The 24,222-nt window shown below is 41.4% G+C and carries 24 protein-coding genes; 15 read left to right on the forward strand and 9 right to left on the reverse strand.

What is annotated here, in order from left to right:
- Positions 1–40: 40 nt before the first annotated feature.
- From kynA to kynB, 3 genes are all read left to right on the forward strand, one after another.
- Complete coding sequence (gene kynA, locus LOR49_RS07815) at positions 41–865, forward strand: tryptophan 2,3-dioxygenase (RefSeq protein WP_275899579.1); 825 nt, start codon at positions 41–43, stop codon at positions 863–865.
- 80 nt (positions 866–945) lie between these two features.
- On the forward strand, positions 946–2,289 hold the full coding sequence (locus tag LOR49_RS07820; RefSeq protein WP_240375847.1) for a sodium-dependent transporter: 1,344 nt from the start codon (positions 946–948) through the stop codon (positions 2,287–2,289).
- Positions 2,290–2,329: 40 nt separating this feature from the next.
- Positions 2,330–2,989, forward strand: a complete 660-nt coding sequence (kynB, locus tag LOR49_RS07825) for an arylformamidase (RefSeq protein ID WP_240375848.1) — start codon at positions 2,330–2,332, stop codon at positions 2,987–2,989.
- A gap of 85 nt (positions 2,990–3,074) precedes the next feature.
- Here kynB and LOR49_RS07830 read toward each other — a convergent pair whose 3' ends face one another.
- Positions 3,075–3,677, reverse strand: a complete 603-nt coding sequence (locus LOR49_RS07830) for a DNA-3-methyladenine glycosylase (protein WP_240376080.1) — start codon at positions 3,675–3,677, stop codon at positions 3,075–3,077.
- Positions 3,678–3,789: 112 nt separating this feature from the next.
- Here LOR49_RS07830 and LOR49_RS07835 point away from each other — a divergent pair, with 112 nt between their 5' ends.
- Together LOR49_RS07835 and LOR49_RS07840 are read left to right on the forward strand one after the other, a co-directional pair.
- Positions 3,790–4,719: a S66 peptidase family protein gene (locus LOR49_RS07835; protein ID WP_240375849.1), complete on the forward strand. Its 930-nt coding sequence runs from the start codon at positions 3,790–3,792 to the stop codon at positions 4,717–4,719.
- A gap of 117 nt (positions 4,720–4,836) precedes the next feature.
- Positions 4,837–5,511 (forward strand): superoxide dismutase family protein, encoded by a 675-nt coding sequence (locus tag LOR49_RS07840; protein ID WP_240375850.1) that lies wholly within the window; start codon positions 4,837–4,839, stop codon positions 5,509–5,511.
- Positions 5,512–5,548: 37 nt separating this feature from the next.
- Here LOR49_RS07840 and LOR49_RS07845 read toward each other — a convergent pair whose 3' ends face one another.
- On the reverse strand, positions 5,549–5,887 hold the full coding sequence (locus LOR49_RS07845) for a DUF3889 domain-containing protein (RefSeq protein WP_240375851.1): 339 nt from the start codon (positions 5,885–5,887) through the stop codon (positions 5,549–5,551).
- A 120-nt stretch (positions 5,888–6,007) separates the two neighbouring features.
- Here LOR49_RS07845 and LOR49_RS07850 point away from each other — a divergent pair, with 120 nt between their 5' ends.
- The 3 genes from LOR49_RS07850 (at position 6,008) to LOR49_RS07860 (ending at position 7,493) form a co-directional block, all read left to right on the forward strand.
- The gene (locus LOR49_RS07850) at positions 6,008–6,622 is read left to right on the forward strand and encodes an RsiV family protein (RefSeq protein WP_240375852.1); all 615 of its coding nucleotides are present in this window, start codon (positions 6,008–6,010) and stop codon (positions 6,620–6,622) included.
- Between the two features lie 65 nt (positions 6,623–6,687).
- Positions 6,688–7,137, forward strand: coding sequence for a hypothetical protein (locus tag LOR49_RS07855; RefSeq protein WP_240375853.1), 450 nt, complete (start codon positions 6,688–6,690; stop codon positions 7,135–7,137).
- A gap of 170 nt (positions 7,138–7,307) precedes the next feature.
- The gene (locus LOR49_RS07860) at positions 7,308–7,493 is read left to right on the forward strand and encodes a PDDEXK family nuclease (protein ID WP_240375854.1); all 186 of its coding nucleotides are present in this window, start codon (positions 7,308–7,310) and stop codon (positions 7,491–7,493) included.
- A 78-nt stretch (positions 7,494–7,571) separates the two neighbouring features.
- Here LOR49_RS07860 and LOR49_RS07865 read toward each other — a convergent pair whose 3' ends face one another.
- Together LOR49_RS07865 and LOR49_RS07870 are read right to left on the reverse strand one after the other, a co-directional pair.
- The gene (locus LOR49_RS07865; protein ID WP_240375856.1) at positions 7,572–8,873 is read right to left on the reverse strand and encodes a hypothetical protein; all 1,302 of its coding nucleotides are present in this window, start codon (positions 8,871–8,873) and stop codon (positions 7,572–7,574) included.
- Positions 8,874–8,888: 15 nt separating this feature from the next.
- Complete coding sequence (locus LOR49_RS07870; protein ID WP_240375858.1) at positions 8,889–10,193, reverse strand: amidohydrolase; 1,305 nt, start codon at positions 10,191–10,193, stop codon at positions 8,889–8,891.
- 185 nt (positions 10,194–10,378) lie between these two features.
- On the opposite strand from LOR49_RS07870, the gene LOR49_RS07875 reads away from it, so the two are divergent.
- From LOR49_RS07875 to LOR49_RS07895, 5 genes are all read left to right on the forward strand, one after another.
- Complete coding sequence (locus LOR49_RS07875) at positions 10,379–11,554, forward strand: flavin reductase (RefSeq protein WP_240375860.1); 1,176 nt, start codon at positions 10,379–10,381, stop codon at positions 11,552–11,554.
- Between the two features lie 24 nt (positions 11,555–11,578).
- Positions 11,579–13,039, forward strand: coding sequence for a 4-hydroxyphenylacetate 3-hydroxylase family protein (locus tag LOR49_RS07880; RefSeq protein ID WP_240375861.1), 1,461 nt, complete (start codon positions 11,579–11,581; stop codon positions 13,037–13,039).
- A 35-nt stretch (positions 13,040–13,074) separates the two neighbouring features.
- On the forward strand, positions 13,075–13,635 hold the full coding sequence (locus LOR49_RS07885; protein WP_240375862.1) for an FAD synthetase family protein: 561 nt from the start codon (positions 13,075–13,077) through the stop codon (positions 13,633–13,635).
- A gap of 65 nt (positions 13,636–13,700) precedes the next feature.
- Complete coding sequence (locus LOR49_RS07890; RefSeq protein WP_240375863.1) at positions 13,701–14,138, forward strand: RidA family protein; 438 nt, start codon at positions 13,701–13,703, stop codon at positions 14,136–14,138.
- A gap of 146 nt (positions 14,139–14,284) precedes the next feature.
- Positions 14,285–14,971 (forward strand): DUF1028 domain-containing protein, encoded by a 687-nt coding sequence (locus LOR49_RS07895; RefSeq protein ID WP_240375864.1) that lies wholly within the window; start codon positions 14,285–14,287, stop codon positions 14,969–14,971.
- Between the two features lie 61 nt (positions 14,972–15,032).
- On the opposite strand, the gene LOR49_RS07900 is transcribed toward LOR49_RS07895, so the two are convergent.
- Together LOR49_RS07900 and LOR49_RS07905 are read right to left on the reverse strand one after the other, a co-directional pair.
- A complete protein-coding gene (locus tag LOR49_RS07900; RefSeq protein WP_240375865.1) occupies positions 15,033–16,295 on the reverse strand; it encodes a Zn-dependent hydrolase in 1,263 nt (420 codons plus the stop codon).
- Between the two features lie 86 nt (positions 16,296–16,381).
- A complete protein-coding gene (locus tag LOR49_RS07905) occupies positions 16,382–16,870 on the reverse strand; it encodes a flavin reductase family protein (protein WP_240375866.1) in 489 nt (162 codons plus the stop codon).
- A 241-nt stretch (positions 16,871–17,111) separates the two neighbouring features.
- On the opposite strand from LOR49_RS07905, the gene LOR49_RS07910 reads away from it, so the two are divergent.
- Positions 17,112–18,437: a hypothetical protein gene (locus LOR49_RS07910; protein WP_240375867.1), complete on the forward strand. Its 1,326-nt coding sequence runs from the start codon at positions 17,112–17,114 to the stop codon at positions 18,435–18,437.
- Between the two features lie 53 nt (positions 18,438–18,490).
- Complete coding sequence (locus tag LOR49_RS07915) at positions 18,491–19,732, forward strand: helix-turn-helix domain-containing protein (RefSeq protein ID WP_240375869.1); 1,242 nt, start codon at positions 18,491–18,493, stop codon at positions 19,730–19,732.
- A 50-nt stretch (positions 19,733–19,782) separates the two neighbouring features.
- On the opposite strand, the gene LOR49_RS07920 is transcribed toward LOR49_RS07915, so the two are convergent.
- From LOR49_RS07920 to LOR49_RS07930, 3 genes are all read right to left on the reverse strand, one after another.
- Positions 19,783–21,264 carry an aldehyde dehydrogenase family protein gene (locus tag LOR49_RS07920; protein ID WP_240375870.1) on the reverse strand — a complete coding sequence of 494 codons (1,482 nt, stop codon included), beginning with the start codon at positions 21,262–21,264 and terminating at the stop codon, positions 19,783–19,785.
- A gap of 21 nt (positions 21,265–21,285) precedes the next feature.
- Entirely contained in the window at positions 21,286–22,665 is a 1,380-nt protein-coding gene (locus LOR49_RS07925) for an aminotransferase family protein (protein ID WP_240375871.1), read from the reverse strand.
- 137 nt (positions 22,666–22,802) lie between these two features.
- Positions 22,803–24,218 (reverse strand): APC family permease, encoded by a 1,416-nt coding sequence (locus LOR49_RS07930; RefSeq protein WP_240375872.1) that lies wholly within the window; start codon positions 24,216–24,218, stop codon positions 22,803–22,805.
- Positions 24,219–24,222 lie beyond the last annotated feature (4 nt).

The raw sequence follows: 24,222 nt of genomic DNA on the forward strand, positions 1-24,222 counted from the left end.
GGAAATAGCTGTGTCAAAACCGATATCCGAACTGCTTAAAATGTTAGAAGGTGAAAAAGGCATTCACACCGATTTCAGGGAAAACATGACCTACGGGGAATACCTGAATCTTGACTCCATACTCTCCAGCCAGAAACGTCTCTCGAATCACCATGATGAGATGCTTTTTATTATCATCCACCAAGTAAGTGAATTGTGGATGAAGCTTATTCTGCACGAGTTGACTGCATCCATTAAAGCAATTAACGAAGGCAGCCTGCAGCCGGCATTCAAAATGCTTGCCAGAGTGAGCAATATTCAGACACAGATTATTCATGCGTGGGACGTATTATCTACGTTAACCCCTGCTGAATATTTAGAGTTTCGTGATAAACTTGGGCAAGCATCCGGCTTCCAATCGTACCAATACCGATTAATTGAATTCGCCCTCGGTTATAAATCTCAACACATTTTAAAAATCTATGAACAGGATAAAAAAATCCATGATACGCTTGTAGCGGCTTTCCATGCCCCCAGCATTTATGACGTTTCGATCAAAGCACTTGCACGGGCAGGCTTTGCCGTCAATCCGGAGTTGCTTGATCGTGACTTCTCTGAGACCTACAGTGGTGATCCGACTGTGGCTGAAGCGTGGAAAAAAGTTTATTTACATGTAGATAAACATTGGGAGCTGTACCAGCTTGCTGAAAAGTTGGTTGATATTGAAGATTGGCTTCAGCAGTGGCGATTCCGTCATATGAAAACAGTTGAGCGCATCATCGGTTTCAAAGTGGGTACAGGAGGCTCTTCCGGAGTGGATTATTTAAGAAAAGTATTAGATCATCGTTTCTTTCCCGAATTATGGGATTTACGCACAGAGCTGTAATCATCCGCCTCTTCTAACAGAATACCTGTTAGAAGTGATTAGATATAAATATTATGAATAGTGGGAATGGGGGAAGTAGGGTGAATGAAAAAAACGAACAATGGTCATCTAAACTAGGTTTTATTTTGTCATCTGCAGGAGCTGCCGTCGGGCTTGGAGCAATCTGGAAATTTCCTTATGTTACGGGAATGAGCGGCGGCGGGGCCTTCTTTCTTATTTTTATTCTATTCACCGTTTTAATCGGCCTTCCACTACTTATCTCTGAATTTATTATTGGAAGAGGCTCTGGAAAAGAAGCGATTAGTGCATACAAAAAACTTGCTCCTGACAGTTTGTGGGTCTGGGTAGGACGGCTTGGCGTACTTGGATGTTTTTTACTGCTTTCCTTTTACAGTGTCGTTGGCGGCTGGGTTCTCATTTACAGCGCGATGTCCATCCCTGGCCAAGTTATTAATGACAGTGCCGATTATCCGGCGTTATTCGGAGCAGTTACCGGTTCCCCATCAGTTACTTTGCTAGGTCTTTTGCTGTTCACTCTCATAAACGTGCTCGTCATTTCGTTGGGTGTCCGGAACGGAATTGAAAAAGCAAACCGGTACATGATGCCGCTTTTATTTCTGTTCTTTATCATTATCGTCATACGTTCCTTAACACTAGAGGGCGCGATGGAAGGTGTGACATTTTTCTTGGCACCGGACTTTTCAAAAATTACTGGTGAATCAATCTTATATGCACTAGGGCAGTCATTTTTCTCTCTTGCTGTTGGTTTTTCGTGCTTAGTTACCTACAGTTCTTATTTAAAAAGAGATGTCAATATCGTTTCATCTGCAAGCTCCGTCGTTGGAATGAATATATTCATCTCTTTATTAGCAGGGCTTGCTATCTTTCCGGTCGTATTTGCTTTTGGGTATGAGCCGGCAGAAGGGCCAGGGCTCCTGTTTATGGTGCTGCCGTCTGTCTTTGCCGAAATTCCACTCGGGCAACTATTTCTCAGTTTATTTTTACTGTTGTTCCTATTTGCAACTCTGACCTCTTCCTTTAGCTTATATGAAATCATCGTTGCCGCTTTCACGGCTAATGGAAAATGGACACGAAAAGGGGTAACATGGCTTGCAGGAGTTATTATTTTTCTGGCTGCCATTCCTTCCGCGCTATCGTCCAGTACACTTTCGAACTTTATGATTTTTAATAATAGCGTGTTCGACGCAACCGATTATCTTGTAAGTAATATCTTGCTTCCACTTGGAAGCCTGCTCATTGCCTTCTTTATCATTCATCGAATGAGCAAGCCCCTAGTGAAGGAGGAGTTCCAGCTCAACAATAGCGGCTATCCATTCCTGTATGGAAGCTGGCGTGTATTAATGTCTGTGGTTGTTCCGCTTACGATTATTGTTGTCTTTTTAAATATCTTAGGTTTTATATAAGTCTACCATGATTTAGGAAAGGATAGTTGAATGGATCGTTATGACAAAACAAGAATGGATTGACATTACCCAGCCGCTTACAGATGATATCGGTCACTGGCCGGGAGATATCCCCTTCTCGTACCGGCTGACCTACCCGAAAGAACAAACCGGCTCTGTGAATATTGGGCAAATGACAACGAGCCTGCACACGGGAACACATGCTGATGCACCTTTTCATTTTGACAACGAAGGGAAGAAAATCGATGAATTAGATGTAAATATTTATATCGGCCCTACTCGCGTAGTAGATGTTACAGGTGTGAAGCGCATAGGCAGCCATGAACTGAGTCAATTTGATCTAACAGGTGTAAATCGGCTTCTTCTCCGAACAACGAAAGACCATAATCCAAATCGTTTTCCTGCTAACGTTCCTGAAATCCAGGAAGATGCAGGTCCATTTTTAAAAGAGAAAGGAATTTTTCTGCTTGGCGTCGATGTCCCGTCGATTGATGCGCTTGACAGTAAAACGATGACTGCCCACCACTCCTTACACGCAAATGGGATTCATATTTTAGAAAATCTATTACTTGCTGGTATTAAACCTGGCGAATATGAATTGATTGCCCTTCCCATGTTGATAAAAGGTGCAGATGGCAGCCCAGTGCGTGCTGTGATTCGTCCGCTGCGTGCGGGCAACCGCACACAAACCGAAGAGTAGGAAACAAGAAAGCCGTTATCCGTGGTTCAGTTCTATTCAGGATAACGGCTTTAAGAATTTGAAATCTGTCAATCACCTACAATTGTTATCTTGATACATAGGGGTTTCCCGTTTCCCAAAAACGCCATGGATAATCTTTTGCTTCACCTGCATTATCAATTCCAATCCGGGGACCGCTTGTCACGGAAGCAGGTGGTGTTCCTTCTGCTATAAAAAGAGGCCTTTCAAAAAAAGGCCGCCCATAGTCTGCCTTTATAATCCCAAGTGCTTTTGTCAGTTTTCCAGGACCATTCGTTAAATCTTTCTTTTTTTTATCTCCTCTTCTTTCATACATCAATTCCAGGCCTTCAACTGGCTCTACTGCTCTAATCAATACTGCTTGTGGCAACCCGGGTCTTTCGCATACGACATTAACGAGACAGTGCGTATGCATCTCGTACGTATACACATAGCCTGGTTCCCCGAACATGATTTCCGTCCGCTTTGTCCGCCTGTTACCAAAACTGTGAGCGGCCTGATCATCTGGTCCTTGATACGCCTCTGTTTCAACGATCCGGCCGGCTGTCACTCCTTCCGTCGTTTCCTTGATTAATACTTGCCCCAAAAGGCTCTTCGCCATTTCAATAGTTGGTTTGTTAAAAAACGATTTCGTAACTGGCTGATAGTTCAATCTGCTCACCTCTTCCATAAATGGCTGTTCTGTTATGTATATCATTAACCTGTTTTGCTGTACTGAAACCTTTCCTGCCCCCATATATATAAAAGGATAAGGATAATCTGTGAAAAGGCAGGTTGATATAATGGCTAATAAACCCCCGCTGCTACAGGAAGGTGATACAGTTGGTATTGTGACGCTGGGAAGCCCGCTTAATCCCTCTGTAGTAAATGCTCGCGTGGAAACATTAGAAGCCATGGGACTTCGTGTTGTTTTGGGTGACTATGTATTTGAACAAGAAGGCTTTCTAGCCGGTACTTCGCGGGAAAGAGCGGCTGATTTCAATCGCATGGTAGCTGCAGACGAAGTGAAAATGATTCTTCCCTCCCGCGGAGGCGTCGGCGTGGCCGGTATTCTTCCCTATCTCGATTATGAACGCATTAGACAGAATCCAAAAGTTGTATCCGGATATAGTGATATTACTATCTTGTTAAATGCCCTGTATCAATTTGGTAATCTTATTACATTTCATAGCTTGTTACTGATTAATTTCACCCTTAGTACGCCTGCATTTAATTTTAACCAATTTTTCAATGCGGTTTCCACATTGAATGCCCCCCGTCCAATTGAAAATCCTCCCGATATGCCGCTTGTCAGCCTTGTTCCCGGTAATGTAACAGGACCTATTGTAGGAGGGAACTTGACTTCTTTCATCGGCACTCTCGGTACACCGTTTGAAATAGACACACGGGGAAAAATCATCGTATTAGAGGAAACGCACGAACCAATAAATACCGTATATCGATACTTAAAACACCTTGAAATGGCAGGGAAATTTGATGATTGCCTAGGCATCGTGATGGGAGAGTGTACGGGCTGTTCTGTTTCTTACGGGGTGTCGTATGAGGAGTTGATTGCTGATTTTCTCGTTCCTTTTGGCAAACCATTACTGACAGGGCTTGCCACGGGGCATGGCCTGTTTAAAACGACTATCCCAATCGGGGCAAAAGCGAATCTAAATACGTTTGATGGCACCTTCACCGTGTTAGAACCGACTGTAGAACTTATGGATTAAGGTATAGCTTTTAAGTAAAAGTTTCTCCGACCTTTCTATTGATTTTTCCCTAAAATGTTTAACCTCTCTTGTAAACGGTTAAACCTTGAGAGAAACATAGAAAGGGAGGACTAGTCAGTGAAAATTAAAACAATGCTCGCGTTTATCACAATTATCTTGTTTGTGGCTGTGCTTACGGCTTGCGGTTCCGAAAACGACAATGCGGAAGAAAATAACACAGGTGAATCCGAAACAACAGAAGCTCCTGATGCTATTCCTGAGGCTGCTGACGATACAGAACAAGCAGAAGAAAATAATCAACAAGAAGCAAGCATGGATGAAACGACTGACACGGAGGAGCCTATTACTGTTTCTCTGAAGAACAGCGACGGAGAAGAAATAGGAACTGCTGAGTTAGAAGAAACGGGTGAAGGGGTTGACATTCACTTAGAGGCAGCCAACCTTCCTGAAAACAGCAAACACGGCTTTCATATTCATGAGACAGGTGCTTGTGAGGCTCCTGACTTTAAATCAGCCGGTGGGCACTTCAACCCCGCAGATACTGATCACGGAAAAGAATCAGAAAACGGCCCCCATGCTGGTGATTTACCAAATATTGAGACGGATGAGAATGGGGAAGTAACGACTGACATTACTGCCGAAAATGTAACCTTAAAGCCTGGCGAAGAAAATTCTTTACTGCAAGATGAGGGTACTGCTCTTGTGATTCATTCCGGTCCAGACGACTACCAGTCACAGCCTTCTGGAGATGCAGGTGAGCGCATTGCCTGCGGTATTATTTCTAAAAGTTAAAGAACATCTTCCACTAGTGGATTGTTATTGCACTCCACTAGTGAAAGCTATCCCCATATGCAGCCTCGCGCTCCATTTCATCAAAATACACATCGACCGGTTTTTCCGTTTGTGGATTCATTAATACGTAGACATTCACTATCTTTTCTTCGCCTCCCTTTTTTACTGCCATTGTATACGTATATTGATTTCTCATAGTGGAAATAGCATGTTCTCCCTCATAGGAGTAAGTGACCAGTTTATAGTCTGGATATTCTTCTAAAATTTGTTTAGCGGCGAGCTCCCCCCATTTCTCGTGATCTGGCTGATCATAACCATCCGCCATAAACAAGTGCGCCACCCAAACCCCGTATACGAACAGTCGAACAACATACATACACATCGTCCTCCTTCCTTCCCTCATTTTTTCTTGTTACCGCTAAATTATGCACACTGACACACTTTTTACTTTCTTTTGAATAGGCTGATGACAGCTAATAAAGAAGGAAGTGAAAAAATGGACAATTTTTATCAACGTCTTCCCGTTCAGGTACAGACACATGCTGTCACAACTTCCAACATATCTGTTTTCTTTCCCTATCTGTTGCTGTATCATCCGAGCACGCAGCAAAAGTTAAACAATGTCATTCATCAAAAGGTGAATTCTCTTTTTCAGGAATTGAATGACATGGGCTATTATGAACCTGGGGTGACAGAACTTATCGGTAATTACGAAATTAAAAACAATCAACAAGGAATCGTTAGCTTTACATTTTCCTTATTTGCCAATAAACCAGGTCTTGCTCACCCAGTTGAGTTGATGAATTCGCTAACAGCTAATGTGAACACTGGAGAGGTTTACCAATTGCATGAGTTATTCAAGCCAGGAAGCAATGCCAATGAACGGATAAATACCTTAATAGAAGCACAGATTAAAGAAAGACAGATACCGGTTTTAGAAGAATTCCCGGGTATTTCTGCAAATCAAAAATTTTATGTAGCCGATCAAGTACTTGTTGTTTATTTTGATAAATATGAAATTACACCCGGCTATGTTGGCTTTCCAACGTTTCCGATTCCTATCTATCAGCTCGAGGACCTATTGAGGGAAGACAATCCTTTTTCTATATAAGCCGCTTCCGTAACCATCTCCACAAATGATACAATATAGTAAAATCATAAATCGACGGAGGAACTATGTTAACTTTTGAAGAAAAACTGCGCATTATTGAATCATTTCCTGAATTAGAGAAAAAGGAAGTTTCCCTTGGTCGGGTAAATTTCCACTATGCGGAGAGTGAAATGGATAAAAAGAATGTTGTCTATCACCTCCACCCAAACGGCAATGGATTTGTTTATGCTAAGTTGCTTGATGGCTACAACACGGATGAAAAAGGAATGGTGAACATTCGTGACTTTTCGGAATCCGAACTTCGTGATATCGTTCAGGCTTCCATTGAGTCACTAACAGTTGGGGACGAAGAATTTTTTATGGAAGAATGGGTCAATCAAGATGACCACATGCTGGTGCTTATCCGAGAAGAAGACACTTGGAACATTTACGCCGGAGTCGATCTTGACGGTACCTTTAACTCCTACGGGGAAGCGGCTGATTTTCTTGATCAAGAGGGGTTCCACCGGGCATGATGAAATGTACACAAGTTCACCTTATAAAAAGCTTGGTTTATGAGTTTTAAACCAAGCTTTTTTGATTCTTCCCAAGTGTAAAAAGAGATGAATCTCAAAATATGTACATAATATACTAACAAATAAATTGGGGGTGATATAGGTGTCAAAGCCACAAGAGAAAATATAATATGTACGAGGAAGCCAGGGTCAAAGAGCATTGGATTGTAGACCCGGCTTATGAAATTGTTGACGTTTTCGTACTTGTAGATGAATCATTTCACCGTAAAGATGTATTCACCAAACAAGACAGGGTGTCTGTAAGTGGATTTGGTGATTTCGCTATTAATTTAAGTCAAGTATTCGAAAGCACTTGAGCGGGCATGAAGCATTCAATTAGATCATTAGTAGCCCTTTACAAATTGGAATACACTCTGACCCAGCCTCATGTTTCTTCATTGAGTCTTAATTCGAAAAATCTGTCGGGGACGCCCTGCTTTTGGCGCTTCCTTTCCAATAATTTCAGCAAGCCCATGTGTAACCAGACTATTTAAGATTCTTCGTGCGTTACGTTCCGTCATTTTTAACCATTCCGCAATAATAGAGGCTGTAAGGATATTGTCCCCGTAATTTTTTTGCACGGATAACATTTTATTATAGGTAGTAATTGTTACCCCAGCTTTCTCCAGCTGAGCGTTAATTTCTTTGTTTTCTGTTCGATATTCAAACGAAATATTCTGCCTTTGCTGCAGCGGACCTTCAACCCCTCCCTTGTTATCAACCAAAAATGCACAGAAATCACCATAAAGCTGAGCATGATACAAGGCTACACGAGCATTTTCTTCAGCTGCAAGAGCCGAATCTCCATAACCAATCCCGATGTGAGAGGGGTAATCCGTTATTAACGCCAGCTGCTCAAGCAAGGAAATCGCTTCAGATTCATACTGTTCAATCGAGCCTCTTGTTGAAAAAATAATGAATTTTCCAATACCAAGAGCCGCAAACGATCCTGTAACCGTTTCTGCGTAATCAATGATTGACGACTGAAGCTTAAAATTTAAACGATGGGCATCATAAGAGACCGTATGCTTGTCATCAACATTATCCATATCACCTGTTCTAATTAACATTACCGCGATCTGTGATTGTTTAAATTGTAACGTTTCCCATCTTTGCAGTGCAGTCTCAATCGTAGATCGCACATTTGTTTTTGTAGGGGTGATACGATACACAGGAATTCCTTTTCTCTTTAATTCATCATAAACATATCTCAAACAAGTAGCACACACCTTCACTTTCCCTTGCATGTACAAATTACTATGAAAGTCTACGATTTCCGATATAGGTGTGTATCCGGGATATTCATAAATAAACACGTCTGTTAACGGAAGATCCAGATCTTGATACGCCTCATAAATATCCCGCTCTTTTAACATATCCACGCTGATCCTGCTAATATCCTGATAATCTTTGTAGTGCATTTTAACTAACACGTGCGTCAGGCTCGTCCCATTTAATTCTAGATAGAAAAAAGGCTGTCGGACACGGCTTTTTTTTGCTAATGTGAAAGGGGTCCTGCCTGAAAAAAACCAAATATCCATGTCTCGCTGATTTTTCTTCACAATGTCCGTTGTCTCTTCAGCATGTTTATAAACAAAGGGATATGCTGTAATCTTGTCCTCATATTCCTTCACTATTTTTAAAATTAAGCTTACTGTATCTTCCGGACCAACTATCCCTACATTTATTTTCAACATAAGTGTCCCTCCATTCTATCTGCTCTGTCCCAATCCGTAAGCACACAAGACATAGGTTTCAACGGCAGAAGCCAACACTTCCTCGTCTATATCGAACCATTCATTGTGATGACCAGCTGCAAGCGATGTTCCAAATACAATATAAGCAGCTTCTCCGCCGTTTTCCTGTACCCGTCTCATCATATGCGTGGCATCCTCTGACCCACCCGATGTAAAATTTCTTGTAATCGTATGAATAGCAGACACTTCTGAAGCTGTTTCTGAAATAAAGTCCAGCAGCTTTTCGCTCGGTTCGCCACTTTCAGAGGAACCAGCTATTGTTATTGAACTTTTTACGTCATACATATCTGCGGCAGCTTCTATTACGCGCAGTGCTCTCTCATACATATAATTATTTATGGTCGTTGTCTCGCCTCTCGTTTCAACTTTCAGATGAGCACTGTCAGGGATAATATTCCGGCCGCTCCCGGCAATAAGTTCTCCGACATTTATCCGGGAAGTACCTTCACTGTGTCTTGATATAGCGTGCAAATTCAGTGAGGCGGTTGCTGCAGCAAGCAAGGCATTGTTACCGTTGTGCGGTTCAGCCCCGGCATGAGCCGCTTTACCGTGGTAAGAAACATCCAACTTTGTCGTTGCCAGAAATCCAAGATCCGCACACACTATTTCACCAAGCGCTGCGCCAAGACCAACATGAGAAGCGATAAAGAAATCTGCATCATCCACCACTCCGGCCGAAACCATCGAATGCGCCCCTCGTGCCCCTTCTTCAGCTGGTTGGAAAACAAGCTTAATGCGTCCCTTTAATTTATCTTTTATTTCTGAAAGTATACATGCAGTTCCCAATCCTATTGCCGTGTGCGCGTCATGGCCGCAGGCATGCATCACAGAAGGTATCTGAGAGACAAAATTCTTTTGAACAGGAAGGTGTTCTTCCGATAATGATTCTTGTATTTCTAATGCATCCATATCAAAACGAAAACATATCGTAGGGCCCGGAATGCCTGTATCCAGTGTCCCGACTACTCCTGTATATCCACCTTCGAAATAAGACATCCATTTTTGGCTATCACCTTCCGACATTGCTGCTGATTGATATCTTTGCAACATTTCATCCCCAGGAACACCCATTCGTTTTTCACCTTCGACCACTTCACGTCCTAAAGACAACTGATAACCCCAAGACTCAAGCCTGGATGCGACGATAGATGCCGTACGAAATTCCGCCCAGCCCGGCTCCGGGTGTTTATGAAAATCACGACGCCATTCAACCAACGATGGGACTAACTTTTCGATTAACTCCAATGTTGTTTTTTTCATTTTCTTCCCTCCTATTTTTAAAGACAGGACTTACACTTTCTTTTCTATAACAAACATTTGCTAAAATAGAATATAAAATAACAAATTAATATTGACAATTGTCTGATTAGTAATATATATTATAAATTAAGGAACTGTTAAAGACAAATTCCTTAATTTAATATTTTACTAAAAGGGGGGATTTTGTGAGGAAGTTCCCTGCCGAACCCGAAAATGTTGATTATGCGGACCATAATTTGTATCAAAAAGTAATCGAACATTTCACAAGCGGTGTTACGGTTATCACAACGAAAGATCAGGGGTGCAATTATGGTTTAACTGCAAGTGCCGTCACCTCGTTATCAACAGACCCGCCGAGGTTATTAGTTTGTATTAATAAGAAAGCCGGCACTTGCCAGGCTATTTCAGAATCCAAAATTTTTGGTGTCAACATTCTTAACGAAGAACAGGGTGAGGTAGCAATCCAATTTTCACGTCCGGATACCGATAAATTTCGGAATATAGATATCGCCCTGGGTAAGTTGGGTATTCCCTTATTAAATGACGCACTTGCTCATCTTGAATGCCGTGTTATAGAAGAAGTTTCTGGAGGGACTCATTCTGTTTTCATCGCTGATATTCAAGAAGCTTCTGCGGGTAAAGGAACGCCTCTCACCTATTACCGGGGAAAGTTCGGGCGCTTTCAAGAGGCCAATGATGAGCTTGTTTACCGGCAAATACGAAAACAAGTACTAGAGAGAGACCTGCCAGTTGGTGAAATTCTTTATATCAAAGACATCGCTTCTCAATTGGATGCCTCCGTACAGACCGTTTATTACGCTTTAAAGAGATTAGTTGGTGAAAACTTGGTATCGAGGGAGGAAGATGGTGGCTACACGATAAGCCCTCTTAATGCCAAAATGCTAAACGATGCATTGGACACTCGCTGCGCTCTTGAAATTGCAGCCATTGAAAAAACAGTAGGTTCATTATCAGATGAAGAACTTAGCGAAATGAGAAAGCGCGTAAGTGACACGCTAATCCAGCGCAATAGTGATTTTGTATCTGCCGATAGTTACGTAGAAGCTAACACTTCTTTTCATGATTATACGGTTGCTTTGGCTAATAACACTACATTATTGGAAACATACCGTAAATTATTTGCAGAAGCAGTGATGTCCAGTGCCCTTCGTCAGGCTTTTGCGGCAAATGATCATACTGTGAAAGTTGAATTGGAGAGCCTGGTAGATGACCATACTGACCTTTTACAAGCATATGAAGAAGCGGATGTACAAAAAGCAACACGAATTATCCACCGCCATACAAATGAAACAAAAAAACTTGGGCGATATTTAATCGACCATGCAGGCGGTAAAATTTAATTAACTAAAAGGGGGAAATAAAAAATGGCTCTTATGACTGGTGAACAGTATAAAAAGTCACTGAATGATGGCAGAGAAGTATATATGGATGGAGAGCGCGTCAAGAACGTTGCCGAACATCCCGCTTTTAAACCAATTGTGGATGCAAAAGCCCGTATGTATGACCTCAATCACGTGCCGGAGCTTAAAGACAAAATGACAACGAGACTTCCGGACGGGGAAGAAATTTGCCGGGCATATAAAACACCGGAAACAAAAGAAGATTTAACTGCGATCCGGACGTATGTTGAAACATTCTTAGATGATTTAGGTGGTGTTGTCTACCGAGTGGGCGATGAGACGATTGGAGAAATGTGGTCCTTGTACGATGCCCAGGACAGACTGAACGAAATTGATCCTACATTCGCTAAAAACATCAAATTTCACATTGACCGGGTTGCGAGAGAAGATTTATTCCACGTCTCAGCGAATACAGATCCAAAAGGAGACCGCAGCAAACTGTTCAGTGGAAAAGACGGCGGTACCTTGTTGCACGTCGTTGAGGAAAACGACAAAGGGATTGTAGTTCGTGGCGCGAAGTTTGAAACAGCTGCCGCGTACGCTCACCAAGCGTTCGTTAAACCAACGATTCTCGACTGGCAGGGTAGCGAAGATAGCATGGCTCCATTTGCGAATGGATTTATTTGCGACATGGGTGCCCCTGGTCTAAAGCACATTTGCCGTAGTGCATTAGACACCGATCGAAACGAGAAAGACTACCCGATTTCTACCAAATTTGATGAAATTGATACGTTGCTTATCTTTGATGATGTGTTAATTCCTTGGGAAAACGTCTTGTTCAACCGTTCCTTAGAATCAGCAGCATATATCCGTAGTACACTTCACCGTTATTCTGCCTTTAATTATGTTCTTCGTATTTTGCGCCGTGCCGACTATCTTCTCGGTACTGCCCTGATGAATGTAGAACAAACCGGTCTTACAAAACTGCAGCCAGTAAAAGAAAAGCTCTCTGAATTAATTAGCTATCGTGAAGGCATTAACGCACACTTAACTGCGGCAGTAGCCAATGCTGAAAAGAGCCCAGGCGGATTAATGATGCCGAATCAATCTCTACTTTACACAGGACGCATTTATGCCTTGAAGCATTTCCCGGCTATGGCTCATTTGACGAGAGAATTAGTTGGCGGCCAGCTTGCGGTTACTCCGGATGCTTCCACCCTGTTAGATCCGGAACTTAGCGAATATGTCGATAAGTATTATTCCATCGGAGAAGAATGGTCAGCGGAAGAAAGAGGAAAACTGCTATACTTCGCACGCGATTTGCTAAATTCTTCCTATGCGGGACACCGGCAAACCTTTGAACTATTTGCCCAAAGTCCGCCATTCGCGCAACAGATGGCTGCATACAGTAACTTTGACATGGAGCCGCAGCGTGAGTTAGTTCGAAAAGCAGCCAATTTAAAAACAGAAGAGTTTGCTAAATAAAGACTTTTTAAGCCTATTGGCAAGGGGGTGATGGAATGGAAGTGCATCGTGCAGAGACATTACAGTTGCCAGCTTCATTATTGACAATCGGGGCCCTTGACGGCATACATCTTGGACATCAAGCGCTTATAAACCATGCACGTAAGCGGGCTGAACGGTTTAACGTTCCCTTAGTTGTGTATACGTTTGATCCACCGCCAAAGGTTTACTTTCAACATTCCAAGCTCCTCACACCCCTGCCTGAAAAATTAAAAAGGCTTGAAAAAATGGGAGTAGAACATGTAGTGATCGCGTCTTTCGATGCAAAATTTCTATCTAAAGGAACAGACGCCTTTATTAAAGAAATAAAGTGTTTAAACCCGGTAGAAATATGGGAAGGGTCAGATTTCCGATTTGGACGCAATCGAGACGGCGATATCCACTTGTTAAGAAAGCACTTCTCAGTTGGTATTTTTGAACCTGTACGCTGTAACGCTGGTGAAATTATTTCTTCCACACGTATTCGTAAGCTTTTATCAAATGACAGCATGGAAAAAGCTGAACAATTATTGGGTTGGCCCATCCGTAAATGTGATTCATTACTGTCTTTAGATTAATTTCATTAACATACTATGATTTTTGATTTATTCTTCTACTAACATTTTAAAGGAGCTGTTTCCCAATGAAAATTGAGAGATTTAGAAAGTTTAAAACAAAAAACTTCTATCCTACTGAGCTAGGAAAACCAGAACATCATATTGACAATGAATTAAGCATGGCTGTACGTGCAGGCAACAGAATATTTTTAAGAGGGCAAACGGGATTTGACTTAGAGGGTAATTTTCACGGCGAAGGTGATGCTGCCAAACAAGCAGATAACGCTTGCCGCTGTGTAAAACAACTAATTGAAGAAGCAGGCGGTACTGTTAATGACATTTGCAAAATGACGGTTTATCTACTTAATCGTGAAGACCGCAGTAAAGTTTACCCAGTGATTGCAGAACATTTTAAAGATGTATACCCATGCAGTACTGGTTTGATCGTAAGCGGCCTTGCTATGCCAGAAATGCTTATGGAAATTGACGTAGAAGCTGTGATAAGCGACTCCGCTAATGACTAGGATTACTTATTGAAAAACAAATATACCTTAACCTTTACGGCTCGTTTACAACATAATACTGTAAACGAGCCATCAGAGTTCCATAAGAATGTGCTTGACATAGAGAGCTGATGTATCACTTATATTAAGTAGACATGGAGGAGAATATGAAAATTACAAACACTTTTTCAGTTGCAGGACGCTGTGCAAAAACTGGAGCACTGGGAGCTATTGTCACATCCAGCAGCCCAGCTGTTGGCGCTAGATGCCCGTGGGTAAAATCAAATACTGGTGTAGTCCTCACTCAGAATGTTACTGATCCAAGACTTGCAGAAATTGGCCTGAAAACAATGGAACTTGGTTATAATGCGAGCGCCGCTATTAGAACAATGAAGGAATCTAGTAATTATCCTGAATTTCGTCAACTTGCTGCAGTAGATGTTAACGGGGAGTCTGCAGTGTTTACTGGAAACGAGGCTCTCGGTGTGCATGGTGAGTTTTCCGGTGAAAATGTTGCTAGTGTTGGAAACCTATTGAGTGATCCGGAAATACCAAAGGCAATGGGGCAGTCATTTTTAGACACTAGTAACCTTTCTTTGCCAGAACGGCTTATCGAAGCCATTAGTACAGGTTTTGACATGGGGGGTGAATTAGACCAAGAACATTCCATTGCACTCATAGTTTATGAAGATGTTTCCTTCCCTTATGTCGACCTCAGAGTAGATTATAGTGAGGATCCTCTTCAAGACCTGAGAAAGCTTTGGGAAATTTATGGACCACAAGCAGAAGATTATAAAGTAAGAGCTATTGATCCTAACAGAGCTCCTTCCTACGGAGTAAAAGGTGACGAATAGAAAAAAAAGGGTATCATAAAAACAAGGAACCGCTGACAGAATCTGTCAGCGGTTCCTTGTTTTAATTTAATGTTTCGTCTGTCAACTGAAGGGCATTTAATAAAACCTTGCCGGCGGCTGCGATATCTTCGGTTGTGCTATACTCTTCTGGACAATGGCTTTTCCCGTCAATGCTTTTAACGAATAACATAACCGATTTTGTTACAGATGCCATATGTGCAGCATCATGCACTGCCATACTTGTTAAGGTCATACACGACTCATTTACATTTGCTGCCGAGCGCGTGAGAATATCTGCCATCCCTTTATCTAATAAAATGGGATCCTGATCAATAATGATCTCTTGATCCATCGAAACACCTCTGTCAGCTGCTGTTTGATTGCACGCTGTCAGGACACTATCAATCACCTGTCGAAAAGCTTCACTATCACTTTTTCCGCGAATTTCTATTGTGAATTCAACTTTTCCCGGAACGATATTCATTGCATTCGGGGAAACATCTGCTTTTCCAACGGTACCGACGACGTCTTCTTGGTGCTCTCGACACACTCTTTCTACACTTAGTATCATTTCTGCGGCAGCTGTTAAAGCATCTATGCGATTCCCCATTGTTGTCGTACCGGAATGATTGGCTTCTCCCGTGATGGTTATCTTATTTCGATAGACACCTGCTATGCGATCCACAGCTGCAACGGGAATGTTTTTTTCTTCCAAGCGTTTCCCTTGTTCAATATGGAGTTCAATAAAGGCTTTTTTATCTTTATGAGTCTCATACATCTTCGGATATGCGTCTAGGCTTCCTCCAACACTAACGAGAGCGTCAGTAAGCTTTGTGCCTGCACTGTCTTCAGCCGTTCTTAATTCGTCAATATCTAACTTCCCAGTAAAAGAACGACTCCCAAAGGTTGATAAATTAAAGTCATTCGACTCCTCAGCTGTAAAAGAAACAATCTCGACGTCGTGGTCTAATTCGATTTGTTGTTCCTCTAAAGTTACGAGAAGCTCTTTTGCCATTAGCGTACCTAAAGGACCGTCAAACTTACCGCCATTTGGCACGGAATCAAGGTGGGAACCAACCACAATTGTCCCTTTTTTCTTCCCGGTCCCTTTTTTCTTTCCCCATATGTTGCCCGCACCGTCAATGGTAACTTCGAGTCCCATCTCCTCGAGTTCACCAACAAACTTCTTACGTACTTTTATGTCTTCCGCAGAAAAACTAGGACGTGTCACCCCCTTTTGTTCATTCATTCCATACTGAGCGTATTCGTCAATCTCTTGCATCAGCCTGTCAATGTTGATTCCCCTCATGTCTGTCTGATTCAACACGGTATCCTCCTCGTAAGCTTTGAAGTAAAAAAAGGAGCACCTCTCAAAAGACAATTTCAATTTGAAAGATACCCCTTTATCCCTTAAGATAATGGATTAAATTGACCAAACTTTCCTTGGAAATGTAATAGTGGATCTTTCTCTTTTACTTCCACTTTCAGCATCTCACCCATAAATATGGAATGCGTGCCGCCAATTGATTCCTGCGCTACCTTGCATTCAATACGGACAAAGTAATCGGTTAATAACGGCGTTCCCTGCTCCCCTACCTCTAATTCCAACCCTGCAAACTTATCAGGATTAGGCTTAGCAAAGTGCATAGCCAGATCTGCTTGATCTTCTCCCATAATGTGAACCGCAAAATAACCACTCTCTGCGATTGCATCTCTTGTGCCTGTTTCTTTATGAACACATACTAGTAAAGATGGCGGCTCTGCTGTGAGCGATGTAACAGAACTAGCGGTTAATCCGAATTTCTCCCCTTTGCTACTCTCTGCTGTAACGACAGATACCCCTGTCGCCAGTCTTCCCATCGCGGTCTTAAAAGAATCCAAGTCTACTGTTTGAGTCATTGTTCCTTCACTCCCTCAATTAAGGATTAATTATGGATATATTCCTTAATAATTATTATAAACATTCACTATTCAAATAGCAAGATTTTTTAAACATATTCATCTCTATCTTTTCACTTTATTGCTGTACCTGCAGGTGAATGCTTTACTCGCTCTATCATCTTCCCGTATACTTGACATCATAAGTATTGTATCTGCTGTTACTTGTTTTCTTAATTAATCTGTAAACGAGGTTTTATATATGAGAGCTGGTATTTTAGGTCCGAGCGATATGGTTCTATCCATACGGACATTAATAGATCGTGAATTTGAACAGAAGATAACCGCTGTTCCCTTTCCCTACCATCAGCCAAGCGAAGCCACTTCTCTTATAAATGAAAATATGGACCGAGTGGATGTCTGGGTGCTATCAGGTCCTGGGCTTTATCCATTTGTAGAGAAAAGCGATTCAAAGCAGCCCTTTTACTATTTAACTGCAGATAACTTCAGTTTATTACAAACATTAATGAACATAAGCTATAACGACGGCAAAAGTATCGAACGTGTTAGCATTGACTTTTTAAATCCTCTCACTGTTGCAGAAACATATGATAATTTAGGATTACCTGTTAGCGATGTAATGGTGAAAGAATATTCCGGGGAAATTCCATTGAAAGACTATTTAATTTTTCATAAAAAGTTGTATGAGGAAGACCAAGTGGATATCTGTATTACTGCTTTGCGCTTTGTATATGACGAGTTAATCAAGCAAGATATCCCTGCTTACCGCATTCTACCTACACGCACTAATATTAGGGACAGACTTCAAGATGCCTTGCAAGATTGGAACCTTGCCCATTCTATTGATTCACAAATTGCCGTCGTTCTGATAAAAGTAAAAAAACATTTGGAGCACCTTCATTACCAGGAAAATAACTATGCAACCGAGCGGCTTAATATCAAATTAGAAGAACTCATTATTGAATTCTCTGAAAAAATTTCAGGTTCTTTTATACCTGTCGGAACAGATACGTTCCTTATCTTTTCCACGCGTGGTCCCATTAATGAAGAAACCAAAGCGATACAGGAATTATTAACCAAATGTGCCTTTTTAATTGATCTGCCTGCTAATATCGGCATTGGTTACGGAAAATCCGCCCATCAAGCTGAAACAAGCGCAAGACTTGCCTTGACCCGGAGCCAAAATAATGGGTTTTTCTCTGCCCATTCATTTGATGCATCAAATAATTCTGAAGAGCTTCTGCAGGACCCAGAGTACCTCAATTTCGAAAATATAAAAGTACCAGACCACATCCTAAATAAGCTGAAACACCTCGGGGTACCGCTTTTAACATTCCGTAAAATGATATATTTACAGAGATATATAAACGTTTATGAAAGCGGCATAACAGCACTGACTGTATCGAAATGGCTCCAAATGACAGAAAGAAATGCCAGAAGAATACTTTCGGAACTAACAGACTCCGGGGTTGCTTCCATTGCTGGCACCATACCAGCAGAAACAAAAGGAAGGCCACGAAACGTATATCTTATTAACATAGACGAGGAAAGGTCAGAGAGCAGATGAAGATTCGAGCAGGTATTGTCGGAGCAAAAAATTCCGTTCAACGGGTTTGCGACATGATGAAAGATACACCTTACCCAGTTACTTTCGTTCCTCTTCCTTATGTTAATGTGGAGGAAACAACGAATATCATCAAGCAGAATTCCCATTTAGTTGATGTATGGGTATTTACGGGGGTGGTACCCTATGTCCGCGCAGAAGAAACGACCGACAGCAGCCTTTTATTCTATTTGCCAATCGATCATTCAAGTGTAAAAGCAGCTATGATTAAAATGTCTTATATTCATCACATGAACTTAGAAAGAGTGAGCTTCGATACCATACGCATGGATGTGTTAAACGATATATACCTTGATTTGGGATTAGCAACCGATCAAATCTTTTCTTACGAGATAACAGATAAAGTGAGAGAAACTGCTGAAATAGTGGATTTTCACGAAGGTTTATATCGGAAAAGACAGGTTGACAGCTGTGTGACCAGCATTAAATCCGTCTATGATCGGTTAAAAGAAAAGCGAATACCCGTGTTTAGGGTAATGCCCTCCAAGCAAATTATTAATGAAACCATCCACACAGCATATTTATCTTTTCAAGCAAAGCAGTTTAAACAGTCTCAAATTGCGATCATGCATATCAATTTAGCAGAATTTGAAGTCCACACGTCTGACTTGAAGAATTCCTATGATGTGTACCGTTTGAATTTAAAAATTAGGGAACAGATTCTCAACTTTTCCGAGTCTATTTTTGGCACATATCACTTAGCAGACGTTGGCAAGTTTCTGATTCTTTCCACCAGAGAGAGTTTCCAAACATTTGGAGAGATGGGGCATACTTTACTCAGACAAATAACTTCCTTAACAAAGTTAAATGTCTATATCGGGATTGGTTACGGAGACACAGCTCTGTCTGCCAATAACAAAGCTGCTTTAGCCCTTCATTATGCTGAAAATTATGCTCGCTCGTGTATTTTTATCGGTGATGAACTTGGCAGTATTGAAGGTCCCCTTGATAAAGCCGACTCCATTTCTTTCAGTTTTCGTACTGATGACCAAGAGATGATGGATAAACTAGGCAAGGCAGGCGTCTCTGTTGCCTCCTATAATAAAATTCTATCTGTCCAAGATAAAACAGAAGGAAACAGTGTGACAGCCGCACAGCTTGCTACTTGGTTAAATATGACCCAACGAAATGCCCGGCGAATTTTGACCGGCCTGATGAAAGAAGGACTGGCAGAAATTATTGGGGAAGAGCTCCCAACTTCAAAAGGACGACCACGAAAAATATTTAGGATTCATTAAAAAAGACGAACCTCTGAAAAAGGTTCGTCTTTTTTAATATTATTAATCTTTTATTCTAAGTTCACCCACACACTTTTCACTTCTGTGTAGTTTTCAAGGGCGTATGAACCCATATCTCTGCCAAACCCAGATTGTTTAAAACCTCCAAATGGAGAGGCTGGGTCGACTAAATCGTAACAGTTAATCCACACACTCCCTGACTTTAACTTATTAGCCACATTATGTGCATCCCTGATATTCTCAGTCCAGATCCCTGCACCTAACCCATACGGTGAGTTATTAGCTCGTTCAATTACTTCATCTACCGTTTCGTAAGGCATCACTACTACTACCGGGCCAAATATTTCTTCTTGAGCGATTGCCATGTTCTCTTGTACATCAGTAAAGACAGTTGGTTCCACAAAGAAACCTTTATCGGTTTTAGCTCCTCCAGCTAACACCGTTGCTCCTTCTTCTTTACCTTTTTCAATGTAACTCCATACTCTCGCTTGTTGCTCTTCAGAAACGAGAGGTCCCATTTCCGTATCTGAATCTAAACCGTTTCCTAATTTTACATTTTTTGCGTAAGTAACGAGGCCGGAAACAACCTCATCAAATTGATCCTTTTGTACATACACTCGTGATCCCGCACTGCAAATTTCTCCTTGATTAGTCATAATACCCGCAAACACACCAGGAATTGTCTTTGAAAGATCTGCATCAGGAAGTACAATATTAGGAGACTTACCCCCCAGTTCAAGAGTTAATCGTTTCATTGTATCTGCAGCTTGTTTCATAATTCTTTTTCCTACGTTAGTAGATCCGGTAAAGGAAATCTTGTTTACATCAGGGTGATCTACAAGCGCAGCACCGGCGACCTCACCATAACCGGTCACTATATTAACAACCCCTTTTGGAAAACCAGCCTGTTCAACAAGTTCAGCAAAATAGAGAGCGGATAGTGAAGTTTGCTCGGCAGGTTTTAATACAACTGTACACCCTGCAGCCAATGCTGGGGCTAGTTTCCAACCAATCATCATTAGAGGGAAATTCCAAGGGATAATTGCTCCTACTACACCTACGGGCTCGTGACGGGTGTAATTCAAATATGAATCAGATATGGGGATAGTTTGCCCCATATTTTTCGTTGCCCATCCTGCAAAATAACGAAATTGTTCAATTGTATTGGGTAAGTCAGCAACACGCAATTCATTAATAGGCTTGCCGTTATCTAGCGCATCTAACTGTGCCAGCTCCTCCTTATGGTCTTCTATCAGATCCGCTAACTTAAACATAAGCTTAGCTCTTTCAGCTGTACTCATGGACGACCATGGTCCATTTTCAAATGCTTCTTTTGCTGCCTTTACTGCCTGATCAACATCTTTTTCTCCGGCTTCATAGATTGTGGCCAGTACTTCTCCAGTAGCCGGATTAGGAGTGTCAAATGTTTTCTCAGAGACCGATTTTGAAAATTCACCATTTATATACAGTTTTTTAGTTTCCTTCAAAAAATTTGTAATTTTATCGCTTATTTCGAGAGTTTGATTAGCCATTTCTCAGCCCCCTAGTTACTTTTACTTAAGTGTTTTTTCAAATTCAGTGAGTGCCGTGTCGATAATATTAATCATTTCGTCAATCTCTTCTTTGTTAACAATAAGTGGTGGAGCTACCGCAACGATATTTTTGCCTTCTTCAAAGTCTGCCGCCCTCAAAATAAGTTTCCGTTTAAAACATTCTTCAACAACAATGGAAGCTGCTCTAATAGAATTGTCAAACGGTTTGTCGGTGTCTCTATCTTCTTGAAGATCAAATCCAGAAAGCAGTCCAACTGATCTTGTTTTAGCTACGTGAGGATGCTTATCCGATAAATAAGTGAAACCTTTTTTAAGTTCTTCTCCCATGGTGTTAACGTTATCAAGAATGTTATCACGTTCAATAATTTCCATCGCTTTAAGACCTATCGCACAAGCTGTCGGATGTCCGCTGTATGTGAAGCCGTGTCCTAAAATTTTATCAGATTGAACGAGGAGATCTCGAATGGTTTTACTCAATAGGACACCACCAAGCTGCGCGTACCCGCTTGTAATCCCTTTTGCAACACTCATCATATCTGGAACAACATCCCAATTATCAACACCAAACATCTTACCGGTACGGCCAAACCCGCAGATAACTTCATCTGCGATCAGCAGCACGTTTTGTTCCTCACAAAGGTCTTTAACCGCTTTCAAATAACCGTCTGGTGAAACATGAACGCCGCCTGCCCCTTGAATTGGTTCGAGGATGACTGCTGCGATTGTATCTGCGCCTTCGCTTTCAATAAGACCCCGTATACTTTGGTTGTAATTTGGATCGCTTTTATCTCCTAATTCACAGTTTGTCAGATGTGACTCTGCTTTCAGCATAGCGCTGTCCTTAGAACCGGCAAAGTTACGAAAACCTTCAATTCCAGTTGCGGAACCAGCTGATATAGTAGCACCATGGTAACTGCGGTTAATAGAAATAATTTTCTTCTTATTTTTATATCCTTTCAAATCCCAATAATGCCGTGCTAGTTTAAAAGCAGTGTCATTTGACTCAGAACCGCCTGATGTAAAAAATACAGCACTTAAATCTCCAGGTGCCATATTCACTACTTTTTCTGCCAAATGAACAGCATTTTCATTTGAGTAACCGTAGAAAGAGGAACTGTAACCCAGTTTTACCATTTGGTCGTATGCAGCCTGAGCAATTTCCTTCTGGCCATGACCCAGATTAACATTCCATAGCATGGATACACCGTCAATGTAAGTATCCCCTTTTATATCTGTTACACGTACACCGTGCCCTTCTTTAAAAACAATTTTCGGCCCCTTTTCAATAAATTCGCTCGGCACAGTAGTAGGATGCAGGTAATATTTTTTATCTAATTCACTTAGTTTTTCAATGTACCCGGCATTAGTAGAAACAGACATAATAATGACCTCCATTGTAGTTAGTTTTTGATGTACAATCATCCCTTAAGGATTACTTAAAGAATAATTCCTTAATTACAATATACGTAATTGCACAACTCTTGTCAATGTAATAATTATTTTAACCTTTCAATTTTTTATACCGTCAAATCTTTACTTTCTTGGGTCGTTTTTTCTTCTTTAGTATCCGTTAAGTTGTCAACCAGTTCTTCTAATGGGACCGCTTTAAACAGTGGGTTTTTCATTTTAAACTTCACCCACAATACGGAATAAATCACGGTTAACGCCAAGAAAATCACGGTGTACGTATAGATGTCTTTTGTTATTTCAGGATCTGGTGAAATATTGAAAATAATATAGACCAACCCTACGATACCAATGATCTGAAAAGTCAAACCAAGTGGTGATTTGAAGCTTCTAGGTACGGAAGGATATTTAACCCGCAAAAATATAACATTCAGGTGAGCAACAATATACGCAATCATCCAACATAGGCTTCCTGCTAAAATAAACGTAGTGATAGAAGATCCGTCCGTGAAACCAATGAGTAGGAAAAATACAAACAGAAACGATAAAAACAGAATAGCTGCTGAGGGGGCTCCCCATTTATTTAACTTTCCAAATGTTTTTGGCATCTGACCTTCTTTACCCATGTCATACAGCATCCGAGCTATTGATCCTGTAAGCGTGTTTAAAGTACTGGCAGTAGCAAGCACGGTAACAATCCCCATCCAGATAAAGCCAGTCTCTCCCAAAATTGCCTGCGCTGCAACAACGTGGGGGGAACCAGAGCCAGCCAAATCGTCCAACGGAGCATGCTTAATAGCTGCAAAGCCAAAAACCAAATGGGCTATAGTAATGATAACTAATCCCAAGATCATGGATAACGGAACATAAATCTTTGGCTTTTTAATTTCTTCAGCTAATGGGGTTACGAACTCTACCCCGACAAACAGCCAAAATGCCAGGGCGGTTAAACTTAATACACTCCAACCCATTGGATTAAACTCCAATGAGGTAGAAATCGGTTCTCCCGCACCAAACCCAGTTAACCCAATGACACCTAGAGTGATTGTTGACGCAATCAAAAAAGTCGTCAGTATCACTTGGACTGTACTGAACACTTTGACACCAAACAGATTTGATATCCCAATAAAAGCGACTGCAAGAATAGAGATAATCATTGGATTAATATCAACGGAAAACACATCCGTAAATACAAAGCCAATAATCGCCGCTTCTGCACTCCCTGCAAAAATAGTCACTAACACATACCCGCTGATCACGGCAATCATGCCAATAAGTGGTCCCATTGCAGGAAGAGTAAAGTGATTGAGTCCACCTGCACGCGGGATGATCCCTGAAAGTTCTGAAAAAGAGAATGCTACAAACATATTTAACAACAGAGCAAATACTACCGCTATTATGAACCCAGGACCCCCGATACCAAAACCTTCACCTAATGAGACCATCGCACTCGAACTGACCACAATACCAACAGCCGTTGCAACACCTGCCCACAATCCTATATTTCGTTTTAGTTGGTTGCTCATAAAA

Origin of the sequence: Bacillus piscicola, from assembly GCF_022458745.1 — a bacterium.
Classification (GTDB): domain Bacteria; phylum Bacillota; class Bacilli; order Bacillales; family Marinococcaceae; genus Alteribacillus_A; species Alteribacillus_A piscicola.